Below are 13,018 nucleotides of genomic sequence, written 5' to 3'. Positions count from 1 at the left end.
AACTTTTCGTCCGAACAGCGGGTCTTACTTACAGGCTCACGGTTCCAGGCACGAACATGCACACTGAAGTGGTCCGCCGAAGCGGCGAGATCGTCATTCTCGCCCTTGTCTATTACATTGCCGCCCGCTTCGGCTTGCTGCTGGCGTTCACGCCCGGCTATGCCGCCCCCATCTGGCCCGCAGCCGGTATTGCGCTGGCCGCGATCCTGGTGCGCGGCAATCGCGTGGCGCCGGGTATCTGGCTGGGCTCGTTTCTGGCCAATGCCGGCGTCGCATTCGATGCCGGCAGCAGCGCCGTGATCGCGACATCGCTGCTCCTACCGGCCGGCATCGGCGTTGGCGCCATGCTGCAGGCCATCGCCGGCGCCCACCTGGTCCGCCGTTTCGTCGGCTATCCGACGGCGCTCGACCGCTCCCGCGATGTGATCCGGTTTCTCGGCTTGGGCGGGCCGCTCAGTTGCATCGTCAGCGCCAGCGTGGGCGCGACGGTGCTGGTGCTCGCCGGTAAGTTGCCGGCGGATAGTTACGCCTTCACCTGGTGGGCCTGGTGGTTCGGCGACGCCATCGGCGTGCAAGTCGCCACGCCGCTGGTGCTGACCTGGTGCGGGCAGCCGCACGCCATCTGGCGGCGCCGGCGCAAGACGGTGGCGGTCCCGATCTGCCTGGCATTTACGCTGATCGTGGGCGTGTTCCTCGGGGCCAGGGAACCGTATTTTTCTCCTCCGCACCTGAGGATTGCCTGGGCCGTGCTGGCCGGCGGACTGGCGTTCACCGGTTTGCTCGGTGCCTTCCTGCTGGTGATCAGCGGTCATTCCATGTTGTTCGAGCAATTGGCCGCCCAACGCACGCAGGACCTGGAGCGCACGCGCCAGGCCGAGCAGGCCGCACTGCTACTGGCGGACATCGTCACCTCGTCCGACGACGCCATCATCGGCAAGACGCTCGACGGCACCATCGTCAGCTGGAACGCCGGTGCCGAACGCATGTACGGTTACAGTGCCGACGAGGTAGTGGGCCGCTCGATTTCGATCCTGATCCCGGCCGAGCTGGCGGAGGAAATCCCAGCCGTCCTGGAACGCCTGCAGCGAGGCGAGCGGGTCGAACACCTCGAAACTGTGCGGGTGCGCAAGGATGGCGGCCGCATCAATGTGTCGCTCACGACCTCGCCGATCCGGAACGCCGAGGGCATGATCGCGGGCGTGTCGGCGATCGCGCGCGACATCAGCGAGCGCAAGCGAGCCGAAGACGCCTTGCGCGACCGGGAGGCGCGCATCCGGCGCCTGGTGGATGCGAACATCATCGGCATCTTCATCGGCGATTTGAGCGGGCACATCAGTGAAGCGAACGACGCCTTCCTGAAAATTTCCGGTTATTCAAAGGAAGACGTGCTGGCGGGAATAATCCGCTGGACCGACATGACGCCGCCACAATACGATGCGGCCGATGAGCATGCCCTCGAAGAACTCAAGACGACCGGACGTTGCACTCCCTATGAGAAGGAGTACATCCGCAAGGACGGCAAGCTGATTCCGGTCCTCCTGGCCAGCGCCCTGTTCGAAGGGCCGCAGGAAGAGGGGGTAAGCTTCGTGCTCGACCTGACCGAACGCAGGCAGGCCGATGAGCGCATCCACCACATGGCCGAGCACGACGCCTTGACCGGATTGCCCAATCGCACCCTGCTGCAGGACCGCATGCACCAGGCAATCGCCTTCGCCCATCGCCACCGGCGCCGGGTGGCGGTCTTGTTCATCGATCTCGACTATTTTAAGAATATCAACGACTCGCTCGGCCACTATATCGGCGACCAAGTGTTGAAAATGGCGGCCATCCGCTTGCAGCAATGCCTGCGCGAAGGCGACAGCGTCGCCCGCCTGGGCGGCGACGAATTCGTCCTCATCGTGCCCTTGCTCGATGACAGCAGCGATGCCGCGCGGGTGGCGGGCAAGGCGCTCGACAGCCTGTCGCAGCCTTTCAGCATCGAAGTGAACCAGTTGCATCTGGGCGGCAGCATCGGCATCAGCGTCTATCCCGATGACGGCCTCGACGTCGACTCCCTGATGCGCGCCGCCGATACCGCGATGTACCATGCCAAGGAAATGGGACGCGGCAATTTCCAATTCTTTACTGCCGCGCTCAACCATGCAGTGCAGCAGCGCCTCGACGTCGGCCAGCGCCTGCGCCATGCGCTGGCGCAAGACGAATTCATCCTGCATTACCAGCCGCAGGTGAACATGAAAAGCGGCATCATTTTTTCGGCCGAAGCGCTGCTGCGCTGGCAGCCGCCGGGAAGCCAGCCGATTTCCTGCGGCGACTTCATCGCCAACGCCGAAGAGTCCGGCCTGATCGTGCCGATCGGCGAGTGGGTATTGCGCCAGGCGTGCCGACAATTGAAACTCTGGCACGCTGCGGGCCACCCGGAGTTGAAAATGGCCGTCAATCTATCGCCCCGACAACTCGAACAAGTCAATTTTTGCTCGCTGCTCGGGCAAATCCTGACCGAAACGGGGATTGCCGCCACCTCCCTCGAACTGGAGATTACCGAAAGCATGCTGATGCGGCGCAGCGAATACAATCTTGCCATGCTGACCCGGTTGAGCGACATGGGAATCCAGCTGTCGATCGACGACTTCGGCACAGGGTATTCCAGCCTGGCCTACCTGCAGCGCTTTCCTGTGCATTCGCTCAAGATCGACCAATCCTTCGTGCGCGACATCGGCAAGGACCAGAATGACACGGCGCTGGTCACGGCCATCATCGCCATGGCTGCCAGCCTGCACCTGGGGGTGATCGCCGAAGGAGTGGAAACCCTGCAGCAGGCAGAGTTTTTGATGGCCCATGGCTGCCCGGCGGCCCAGGGCTTTTATTACAGTAAAGCGGTGCGGGCCGATGCGTTCCCGGACTTGATCGGCAAATCCTTCGAACGCTGGATGCTGCGCCAGGGTTGAACGGCGTGCCGAGTTCAGCCCGGGGACGGTTCGCCCCTGGGCCGATCCCCGCGTTCGCGCCTCAGCTCCCGAGCTCGTCCGGGGCCGTCCCGGTCTTGCCAATCTGATACCAGTCCACCTTGCGGGTAGCGACCATGATCGCGCCCAGCACTGCGAACAGCAGGATACTGCCCAGCACCAGCGCATTATTCTCCGAGCTGAGCAAGCCATACAGCGCGCCGTAGAGCACGGTCAGCGCCACGCCGAAGCCCAGTCCGCGCAGCCGGTTGCGCAGCACGAAACTGAGGTAAAACCCCAGCAGCAGGATGCAGGCCGCGCTGGCGATCAGGTACGCCATGATGAACGGGATATGTTCCGACAAGCCCACCAGCAGCAGGAAGAACAGCACCAGCGCCAGCCCGACCAGCAGGTACTGGATCGGGTGAATCGGCAAGCGCTTGAGAATTTCAAAAACGAAGAACGCGGCAAAGGTCAGCGCCACGAACAGCAAACCGTACTTGGTGGCGCGCCCGGCCAGCGAATACACATTCACCGGTTCGATGAAGGCCACGCTGAAGCGGTCGGCGCGCGGGTCGGTGCCGCCGCCCACGGCGACGGCCGCGGCGATGCGCTCGGCCGGGGTGGCGTTCGCGGCCGGCGCGCTGCCTTCCTGCAGGGCGCGCAACTGCTGCTGGGTGGCGGTCGACAGCGAAGAGATCGACCAGCTGGCCTTGAAACCATTGTCGCTGATGCTGCGGTCCTTGGTCGACGGCAGGAAACGGCCGCCGAATTGCGGATGCGGCCACTTCGAAGCCAGCGTGATCTGGTTATTGCGCGCGACGGGCGAAAAATGCTGGCGTTCGATGCCGTCCAGGGCCAGGTTGAACGCGAAGTTGACGCGTCCGCTCTGCTCCATGTCCATGGGCGGCAGATCGGCATGCAAACCGCTGCCGAGGGCGATGCTGCCGGTGCCCTGCTGGAATTCGATCGGCTGCTTGCCCCAGGTAATGGTCGGAATATTGCGGATGCCGCGCACATCCTCGATCCCGACCGCGATGCTGGCCTGGCCCACGGTAATGCGCGAGAGCGAATTGGTGCGCGGCAGGGAAGACTTGAGCGGCAAGTCGAAGTCGCCCGACAGCGCGTGCTGGCCGCTGTAATACAGGACCCGGTGGATGCCGCGGTAGCGGTAATCGGTATCGAAGCGGCCATCGACCGTCAACTGGTTCGGAAACACCAGATGCACCCGGCTGACCGAGCGCCGCACCGTTTCGGTCTTGCTGGCGGCATCGGTGGTGGCGGGCACGGTCACATCGAATTCATCGGTGTACGGGATGACCATGACGGGACCGATGATCGACTGTTCGCGCACGGAATCGGCGGCGATGCTGGCCACGGCCTCGGCGCGGAATTCGGAGCGGTCGTGGATGGTGCCCTGGATCATTGCCAGCAGCAGGCAGATCACAAGGGTCAGCGCCAGGATGGCGAGTATTTTGTACAGCAGTGTTTTTTGCATGAAGGCTCCCGATTGGTGGTGGAGCCAGTGTAGGGAGCGTGTATGCGCTGGGTATGCGCTGCGTGTGAAGTCGCCCGCATGAAAGTTTCCTAACCGGGGTCAGACCTTAATGCCGCTAAGTTAAGCCGGTTTCCGACCGCAAACTTCAAAACCGTCGTTCCCGCGCAGGCGGGAATCCGAGTTCGTCGAGCCGCCTGTGACTGCGTTACGGAATTGGATTCCCGCCGAGTGCCGCCTTGGCGCGGGAATGACGGAGCTTAAGTTAGCGGCATTAGGGTCAGACCCTGACCCATCCCCTCAAATTTCGCTTGTAAACAAGTTGGGATGCTGTTAACTTTCAATCCCAAAAACGGTGCATGCATGGCTGTGTTAGCCCTTTACTTCGTAGCGACCAAACTGCGAAGAAAAGGCACAGACCATGCATGCACAGCGAATCATACAGAAATTTTTAGATGAAGATTGCCCGTCGATTCACGTTAAGCGTAGAGCCTGTTTAGCGCTTGTAACTGATGCTGCACAGCGAGGCGGACTCACCTTGCTTCGGTTGAGCAGGCAAGTCGACAGCGCAACAGCTCTGCGCCATCGAATCAAACAGTGCGACCGGTTGTTGAGCAATGGCCATCTAGAATCGGAGCGCCCGGAGATTTATCGCGCGCTGGCCAGGCGCGTGTTGCATGAGCACCGCCGTGTGGCAATTATTGTCGACTGGTCGGATCTGTTGAAGGACGTCAGCCAGCACGTTCTGCGTGCAACGGTCGTCCTTGAAGGGCGATCCTTCGTGATTTATGAAGAGATCCATGATTCCGATTCCTATAACGTGGCAGCGGTTCATGGCAAATTCATGGAGACGCTGCGAACCATTCTTCCGGAGCGATGCGAGCCCATCATTATCACTGACGCTGGCTTTCGCGGCACTTGGTTTAGGATGCTCAATAAACTGAAGTTTGCCTGGATCGGCCGTGTGCGTAATCGTGAGCAGATGCTTCTGCGGGGAAGCGAGGAGTGGGTTGACTGTCAGCAGTTGTATCCCCGTGCACGCAAGCACGCGCAGGATCTCGGCATCGTTGACCATGTCAAAAGTGCCCCCGTCAAATGTCGTATGGTCTTGACAAAAAAAGATGGAAAAGGTCGGCAGAACAAAACTGCATTCGGCGAGAAAAAACAAAGCGCGCATAGTAAAAAGCAGGCCAAGGGGCAACGCGAGCCGTGGCTGCTCGCCGTGTCCACCAAGTTAGCCGCCCTTAATGCCGATGAGATCGTCAAGTGGTACGAGTGCCGGATGCAAATTGAACAAACCTTCCGAGACTTGAAAAACCCCCAATGGGGAATGGGACTGCGCGACAGCCAGACACGCAAACCACGACGTCTCAAGGCGTTGTTGCTCATCGCCGCATTACTCAGCTTCGCGTTCTGGCTAATCGGCCTGGCTGCCCTTGCCCGAGGATTTCGCATTCAATATGGCAGTCTAGCGAAGGCTTCACAAACCGTATCCATACTTACGCTTGCTCGTCGTTGGATCGACGAGCATCAAAAGCGAATGACTCTCCCTGAACTTGCTCAGGCCCTCACCCAGCTACGACATATGATCAAGACATATGACATTTGAGGGGAAGGGTCAGGGTCAGACCTCCGATTAGAAAGATTTCCTTATTGAGGTCTGACCACGTTAGGAAACTATGACGATGGGCAGGCATAGCCTGGCGCAGACGCCGTGCGGCTGGACGTTGTCGACCGTCACCCGGCCGCCATGCAGCGCCATCACTTCGCGCACGAAAGGCAGGCCCAGGCCAGTGCTTTTGGCGCCGTCCGGACGCGGCAGCGAGTAGAAGCGCTCGAACAGCCGCTCGCGCGCGAACTCCGGAATGCCATCCCCGCAGTCGCTCACGCTGATGACCGTTTCATCGCCCATTTGCTCGGCCCGCAAGGTGATGACGCCGCCCGGCGGGGAAAAATCGATCGCGTTGTCGAGCAGGTTGCCGACCGCCTGGCGCAGCAGCAGCGGGTCGCCCTTGACGATCAGGTTGTCGATAAAAGTTTCCAGGGTCAGCCCGCGCGCCAGCAGCCGCGCCGACACGTCCGCGCGCACCTGCTCGGCCAGTGCGCGCAGCGGCACCGTTTCCGGGGCGCTCAGGCGCTGCTGCTTTTCCACGCGGATCAGCGCCAGCAGCTTGTCGATCAGCTGCCTCTGGCGCAGGTTCTGGTTGAGGATATTGCCGAGAAAATGCTGGCGCTCGGCGGCCGGCATGTCTTCCTGCATCAGCTCGGCCGAGCCCTGGATCGCGGCGATCGGACTCTTGAGCTCGTGCGCCAGGGTGTGCATCAGTTCTTCCACGTATTCCTTGCCTTCGAGCTTGTTGCGCATCGCTTCGAGCGCGCGCCCGAGCGTGCCGATCTCGTTGTTGCCCAGCGCCGGCAAGGTGGCCTTGCGGCCGGCCTCGACATCGGCGATGTACACCATCAGCGTGCGCAGGGCGCGGTTGAGCCACCAGGCGAAGGCCACGCCGATCAGCAGCGACAGCCCCAGCAGCACAGCGCCGCGCTGCAAAATGATGCGCTGGCTGCGTTCGACGAACGGTTGCACGGTCGAGACCGGCTTGGCGACGGTCAGCACGCCGATGATCCGCTCGCCGTCCATGATGGGCGCAGCCACGTGCATCACGGCGCTGGTGTCGTCGGTGCCGGCGTCGCGCGTGCTGCGTGCGCCGTATTCGCCGCGCAGGGTGAGGTAGACATCGTTCCAGAGCGAGTAATCCTTGCCCACATCCTTGCCGCTCGAATCGAAGGTGACGCGCCCGTGCTGGTCGGTGATGTAGACGCGGTAGTTCAGGCTGCGCTTGTTCAGGCCATCGATCTCGACGTCCACATGGCGCCTGGCGAAGCTCTGGATGCGCGCGAGCATCTGCGAGTCGCCGATCTTGCCGGCCTTGACATCGTCGGCCACCACTTCGGCCAGCAGGTGGGCGGTATCGACCAGGGTGTCTTCGAGGGTGGAGCGCACGCCCGGCTTGACCTGGGCCACGAACACATTGAGCAAGAACCACGCCGCCAGCCCGACGATCAGAAAGTAGCCGAGCAGGATGCGCAGGCCGATCCTCATGCGCCCGCCAGGCTGTAGCCCATCCCGCGGTGGGTCTGGATCGGGTCGTCGGCGGGGTCGACCTGGCGCAGCTTGGCGCGCAGCGACTTGATATGGGCGTCGACGGTGCGCTCGAGCGTGTCGGGCGCGTCGGCCCAGACCCGGTCCATCAGCTGCGCGCGCGAGAGCACGTGTCCGGGATGCTCGCACAGGGCCTTGAGCAGCAGGTATTCGTAGCGGGTCAGCTCGAGCACCTGGCCGCGGTACAGGATGCGCGCCTGGGCCGCGCGGATGTCGAAGCGCCCGGCGGGCGGGGCGGCGGGCGGCGCCAGGCGGCGCAGCACGACGCGGATGCGCGCCACCAGTTCGCGCGGCGAAAACGGTTTGGTGACGTAGTCGTCGGCGCCGATTTCGAGCCCGACGATGCGGTCGATCTCGTCGCTGCGCGCGGTCAGGAAGATCACCGGGGCGTCGCAGAACTGGCGCAGCTGGCGGCACACCTCGAAGCCGTTCATGTCGGGCAGGCCGACGTCGAGCACCACCAGCGCCGGCAGGGCGGCCGGGTCGGCGCCGCGCATCGCTTCCAGCGCCTGCGCGCCCAGGCTCACATGGCGCGGCACGAAGCCGTCCGTGCGCAGGGCGTAGGCGATGCTGTCGGCGATCGCCAGTTCATCTTCCACAATCAGGATCGTTACAGGCATGCGCTTCCGTTCATCGTGGTCATGGCGACAGTATCCGGGGCGGGCGCGGGCCAGTCAACCGGCGGCAGGGCGCGGCGCCCTGCCCGTGTGCCACGCTTGTCGGAAAATTTTACAAAAGTTCATGGGATTTCTTAACCGAAAATCCTAAGCCGATGATACCAAACACTAATTTCCCAATGGCATGTTCTTTGCTTGGTATATATGCCACCTTAACCAAACTATAAGAAAGAATATCGTGTCAGCAAAAACATTCTTCGCGTTCGCCCTCGTTGCCTCGGCCTGGATCTCCAGTGCCCATGCGACCATTCTCACCACCACCTCGCGCGGCGTGATCAGCAGCGTCTACCAGAATACCCTGGATGAATTCGGGCCCGGCAACCTGGTCGGCAAGCGCTACCAGATGACGCTGACGTTCGACGACACGGGCGCCACCCACGACCACTATCTGAACCAGTACGACGGCCTGTATGGCTTGAATCTGTTCAGCGCCAGCATCACCGTCGACGGCGTGACGCGCAACTACCGCCGCACCGGGCATTTCCAGCAGCAGACCGCCAACGGCGCCACGGCCGGCAATGCGTGGGGATCGGACCAGGCGTTTGCCGGGGTGAACTGGACCACGCGCGAAGAAAGCATGTACGCGTATCACGGCATCGAATCGGTGCAGCACTTTTTTGCCGGCGCCAACGCCAGCCTGACCACGCCCTTTTCGACCACGGTGCGTCCCGATCTGTACGACTACACGATGAAACAGGCCCAGTTCGGCTACAACGACGTGCTCACGGGCCGCTCCACGGTGTTTTCTGGCGATATCGAGGAGTTTTCGATGAGCACCGTCGCGGCGGTGCCGGAACCGGTCAGCCTCGGCTTGCTGGGACTGGGGGCGCTGGCGATGCTGGGCGCGCGCCGCCGCACGCGCCAGCCGGCCTGACCGGGATCAGCGCGGGGCGCCCGGGCCGATGGTGCGGTCGAGCAGCTTGAACAGGGCGCCGTAGAATTTCTCGCGGTTGTCCTCGTGGTAAATGCCATGGCCCTCTTTTTCCAGGATCATCCACTCGACTTCCTTGTTCGCCTCCTTGAGCGCCTTGTGCATCTTGCGGCCGTGCGCGATCGGCACGCGCCGGTCCCATTCGCCGTGGGCCAGCAGCACCGGCGCCGTGATGCGCGCCGCGTTCTTGAGCGGCGACACCTGCTCGAACGCCTGTTTGTCACGCCCTGCCCCGCCCACCAGGATATTCATGCTCAAGCGTCCGGTCGCCCTGGCATTGGTATCGGAATCGTCCTTGAGCATGTACGCAATATCGCTGACGCCGGCAAAGCTGGCGCCGCAGCGGTATAACTCGGGCGTCTTGGCCAGGCCCCACATGGCGGCATAGCCCCCGTAGCTGGCGCCTTAGATGCAGATGCGCCGCGGATCGGCATGCCCCTGCTCGACCAGCCAGCGCACGCCATCGCTGATATCGTCCTGCATCGCCAATCCCCATTGGCCGTAGCCGGCCTGCATGAACGCCTTGCCGAAGCCGGAAGAACCGCGGAACTGCGGCTGCAGGACCGTGTAGCCGCGCGTGGCCAGCAGCTGCACTTCGGGATTGTAGGTCCAGCCGTCGCGCGCGGCAGGGCCGCCGTGGATCAGAATCACCGCCGGCTTGATCGCGCCTGTTTTGGCCGGCAAGGTCAGATAGGCCGGAATGCTCAAGCCGTCGCGCGCGGCGTAGCGCACGATCTGTACCGGCCGCATGGCCGCGACATCGATCTCGGGCTTGGCCGATGCCACCTTGCGCATCGTCGCGCTCGGCCCATCGAGCAGGAGCCATTGGCCGGGGTCGGTATCGCTGATGGAATGGATCAGCAGCTTCCCGGTCAGCTTACCCTCGATAAAGTTGAGGCGATCCGGCAAGGCGGCATCGACGCTTTGCTGCATGGCCGCCCAGGCCGGATCGAACCATTCGAGCGACGGCTTCATGCCGGCGGTGGCAACCACGCGGAACGAACCATCTTCCTCGGCGTCGGGAACTTGGATATCCTGGGTCGGGTGGCCGGCCAGCATGTCGGTGATGGTGCGGGTTTCCAGGCTGTAACGGAAGTAGGCGAACGTGTCGCGATCCTGGCGCGACCTTACCACCAGCGACTTCTGGTCGCGCGACAGGCTTTGCGGCCACCATTGCTCTTCGCTATAGCCGAAGGTGGCCAATTTTTCCCAAGGCTTGTCTTGCGCCGCCCGATACCAGTGGGTGATGCTGGTGTCGTCCGACCAGATGGCGGTGCTGATGGTGCTCACCACCCGGGCGTCGCCATTGTCGTCGAGTACCCACCACACCGGCTTGCCGGGCATATGGAAGTTGACCACCTCCGATTCGCCCGTCTTGAGCGTTATGCGGGCGATGTACGCCGGAGTACGGTACCGGTTGGCCAGGATTCGCGTGTTGCCGGCCGCGTCAGGAGTGATCTTGCCGATGAAGCGGCTGCCGGGGAAGGTGAGGTACTTGCCGCTCAGGCCGATCAACTCCACGCCATTGTCGGCATCGACCGCCAGCCGGGTATCGTCGACCCAATCCACGTCGCTCGGGTTCGTCATAGGGGAACCTTTGCTTTCGAGAAAGCGCGGGGCCATGGTCGCCGTATCGATCAGCACCAACTTGCTGGCCTCGCCCTTGCGCGCGATCGCTGCGATGTGCTTGCCGTCCGGGGACAGGGTCATCGACAGGTAGGCCGGCAGGCGCAGTGCCTCCTTGATGCCCAGGATGGGAGGCTCGGCCCTGCAGGGAGCGGCGCCGAGGGACAGCAGCAACGGGAACAAGACACGCGCGTAACGCGGCAGCGAGAGGAGGAGGAAAGCGGTCATGGGAGCGGATGGGTGGCGCACGGGCAGGAAGATAGGGCGCCAGAGTATCGACGCCGCCATGTCGCATCACAACAATAGTAACTTTATGGATACTGAAAATCCCACAATGTGTGCGGTATGGCGAGGTTCGCGGCGCCGATCTCGTGAGCCCATTCAGGCATGCGGCCCGTAAAACGCATCAGGGCCGGGTCCGTTCGCTAAAAGCGAACTCGCCCGGCCCTGACTCGCCCGCGCATATCAATGCGCCGGCGGCAACACTGCAATGATTATTGCAGTTTGATTTCGACGTCGACGCCAGCTGGCAGATCCAGCTTCATCAGCGCGTCAACGGTCTTGTCCGTTGGGTCCACGATGTCCATCAGACGCTGGTGCGTACGGATTTCGAACTGGTCGCGCGAGGTTTTGTTGACGTGCGGCGAACGCAGGACGTCAAAACGCTGGATGCGGGTTGGCAGTGGGACTGGGCCTTTGACAACAGCGCCGGTACGCTTGGCGGTGTCGACGATTTCCAGTGCGGACTGGTCGATCAGCTTGTAGTCGAACGCTTTGAGGCGAATGCGGATTTTCTGGTTTGGTGCGGACATGGTAATTCCCTTAAAAAGAACGAACCGGCGTTGAACCGGCAATATGAATTTTTTGCTTGGGCACATCAGGCAAGAAAGCAAGTATACCTGCTTTCCTGCCCTTTACTACGAATTACTTACCAGCTACTTCGCTGAGAATCTTCGCAACAACACCTGCACCAACGGTACGGCCACCTTCGCGGATTGCGAAACGCAGGCCTTCTTCCATCGCGATCGGGTTGATCAGCTTGACGGTGATCGACACGTTATCGCCTGGCATAACCATTTCTTTGTCCGCTGGCAACTCGATCGAACCAGTCACGTCCGTGGTACGGAAGTAGAACTGTGGACGATAGTTGTTGAAGAACGGGGTGTGACGGCCGCCTTCGTCTTTCGACAGGACGTAGATCTCACCGGTGAAGTGATTGTGCGGCTTGATCGAGTTTGGCTTGGCCAGAACCTGACCACGCTGTACGTCTTCACGCTTGGTGCCGCGCAGCAGCAGACCGACGTTGTCGCCAGCTTGACCCTGGTCCAGCAGCTTGCGGAACATTTCCACGCCGGTGCAAGTGGTCTTGACGGTGTCGGAGATGCCGACGATTTCGATTTCTTCGCCGACTTTAACAACACCGCGCTCGATACGGCCGGTCACAACGGTGCCGCGACCCGAGATCGAGAACACGTCTTCCACAGGCATCAGGAAGGCGCCGTCGATTGCGCGCTCGGGCGTTGGGATGTAGCTGTCGAGTGCGTCGGCCAGAGCCATGATCGCCACTTCGCCCATTTCGCCGGTGTTGCCTTCGAGGGCCATACGTGCCGAACCCTTGATGATTGGCAGGTCGTCGCCTGGGAACTCGTATTTCGACAAGAGCTCACGCACTTCCATTTCAACCAGTTCCAGCAGTTCTGCGTCGTCGACCAGGTCGCACTTGTTCAGGAACACGATGATGTAAGGAACGCCAACCTGGCGTGCCAGCAGGATGTGCTCGCGGGTCTGTGGCATTGGGCCGTCAGCTGCGGAGCAAACCAGGATCGCGCCGTCCATCTGTGCCGCGCCGGTGATCATGTTCTTGATGTAATCGGCGTGGCCTGGGCAGTCAACGTGAGCGTAGTGGCGGTTAGCCGTTTCGTACTCGACGTGAGCGGTGTTGATGGTGATGCCGCGCGCTTTTTCTTCTGGTGCTGCATCGATCTGGTCGTATGCTTTTGCTTCGCCGCCGAATTTCTTCGACAGAACGGTTGCGATAGCTGCCGTCAGGGTGGTTTTACCGTGGTCGACGTGACCGATGGTGCCCACGTTGACGTGCGGCTTGGTCCGTTCGAATTTACCTTTTGCCATTTTGAATTTCCTTTAAATTTTCATTTTTGTGGGACAGAGCACGGTTTTCACGCATGT

The 13,018-nt window shown here is 61.8% G+C and carries 8 protein-coding genes and 1 pseudogene; 3 read left to right on the top strand and 6 right to left on the bottom strand.

Going from position 1 to position 13,018, the window contains the following annotated elements; all coding sequences use genetic code 11:
- The first annotated feature begins 56 nt into the window (after positions 1-56).
- Positions 57-2,945 carry a bifunctional diguanylate cyclase/phosphodiesterase gene (locus tag CR152_RS04245; protein WP_167399865.1) on the top strand — a complete coding sequence of 963 codons (2,889 nt, stop codon included), beginning with the start codon at positions 57-59 and terminating at the stop codon, positions 2,943-2,945.
- Between the two features lie 61 nt (positions 2,946-3,006).
- Here the strand turns inward: CR152_RS04245 and creD are convergent, their stop codons facing one another.
- Complete coding sequence (gene creD / locus CR152_RS04240) at positions 3,007-4,440, bottom strand: cell envelope integrity protein CreD (protein ID WP_099873824.1); 1,434 nt, start codon at positions 4,438-4,440, stop codon at positions 3,007-3,009.
- 418 nt (positions 4,441-4,858) lie between these two features.
- Between creD and CR152_RS04235 the strand changes: the two genes are divergently transcribed.
- Positions 4,859-6,046, top strand: coding sequence for an IS4 family transposase (locus tag CR152_RS04235; protein WP_099873823.1), 1,188 nt, complete (start codon positions 4,859-4,861; stop codon positions 6,044-6,046).
- 60 nt (positions 6,047-6,106) lie between these two features.
- Here CR152_RS04235 and creC read toward each other — a convergent pair whose 3' ends face one another.
- Together creC and creB are read right to left on the bottom strand one after the other, a co-directional pair.
- A complete protein-coding gene (gene creC / locus CR152_RS04230; RefSeq protein WP_099873822.1) occupies positions 6,107-7,537 on the bottom strand; it encodes a two-component system sensor histidine kinase CreC in 1,431 nt (476 codons plus the stop codon).
- On the bottom strand, positions 7,534-8,217 hold the full coding sequence (gene creB / locus CR152_RS04225; protein WP_099873821.1) for a two-component system response regulator CreB: 684 nt from the start codon (positions 8,215-8,217) through the stop codon (positions 7,534-7,536). Before creB ends, creC begins: the two co-directional genes overlap by 4 nt.
- Positions 8,218-8,452: 235 nt before the next feature.
- Here creB and CR152_RS04220 point away from each other — a divergent pair, with 235 nt between their 5' ends.
- Complete coding sequence (locus tag CR152_RS04220; RefSeq protein ID WP_157778321.1) at positions 8,453-9,148, top strand: PEP-CTERM sorting domain-containing protein; 696 nt, start codon at positions 8,453-8,455, stop codon at positions 9,146-9,148.
- 6 nt (positions 9,149-9,154) lie between these two features.
- Here CR152_RS04220 and CR152_RS34940 read toward each other — a convergent pair.
- From CR152_RS34940 to tuf, 3 genes and pseudogenes are all read right to left on the bottom strand, one after another.
- Positions 9,155-10,549: pseudogene (locus CR152_RS34940) on the bottom strand (alpha/beta hydrolase family protein).
- A gap of 776 nt (positions 10,550-11,325) precedes the next feature.
- Positions 11,326-11,643 (bottom strand): 30S ribosomal protein S10, encoded by a 318-nt coding sequence (gene rpsJ, locus CR152_RS04205; protein WP_005663509.1) that lies wholly within the window; start codon positions 11,641-11,643, stop codon positions 11,326-11,328.
- A gap of 112 nt (positions 11,644-11,755) precedes the next feature.
- Positions 11,756-12,961 carry an elongation factor Tu gene (gene tuf / locus CR152_RS04200; RefSeq protein WP_099873741.1) on the bottom strand — a complete coding sequence of 402 codons (1,206 nt, stop codon included), beginning with the start codon at positions 12,959-12,961 and terminating at the stop codon, positions 11,756-11,758.
- Positions 12,962-13,018: the final 57 nt, after the last annotated feature.

This window comes from Massilia violaceinigra (assembly GCF_002752675.1).
Classification (GTDB): Bacteria; Pseudomonadota; Gammaproteobacteria; order Burkholderiales; family Burkholderiaceae_D; genus Telluria_A; species Telluria_A violaceinigra.
The sequence above is the reverse complement of the archived record's forward strand: the minus strand, read 5'-3'. Positions and strand labels throughout refer to the sequence as shown.

Excerpts from the sequence above, each read along its gene's own strand:
- CR152_RS04245 (WP_167399865.1), top strand. The coding sequence starts at position 57 with ATGCACACTGAAGTGGTCCGCCGAAGCGGCGAGATCGTCATTCTCGCC.
- creD (WP_099873824.1), bottom strand. The coding sequence starts at position 4,440 with ATGCAAAAAACACTGCTGTACAAAATACTCGCCATCCTGGCGCTGACC.
- CR152_RS04235 (WP_099873823.1), top strand. The coding sequence starts at position 4,859 with ATGCATGCACAGCGAATCATACAGAAATTTTTAGATGAAGATTGCCCG.
- creC (WP_099873822.1), bottom strand. The coding sequence starts at position 7,537 with ATGAGGATCGGCCTGCGCATCCTGCTCGGCTACTTTCTGATCGTCGGG.
- creB (WP_099873821.1), bottom strand. The coding sequence starts at position 8,217 with ATGCCTGTAACGATCCTGATTGTGGAAGATGAACTGGCGATCGCCGAC.
- rpsJ (WP_005663509.1), bottom strand. The coding sequence starts at position 11,643 with ATGTCCGCACCAAACCAGAAAATCCGCATTCGCCTCAAAGCGTTCGAC.
- tuf (WP_099873741.1), bottom strand. The coding sequence starts at position 12,961 with ATGGCAAAAGGTAAATTCGAACGGACCAAGCCGCACGTCAACGTGGGC.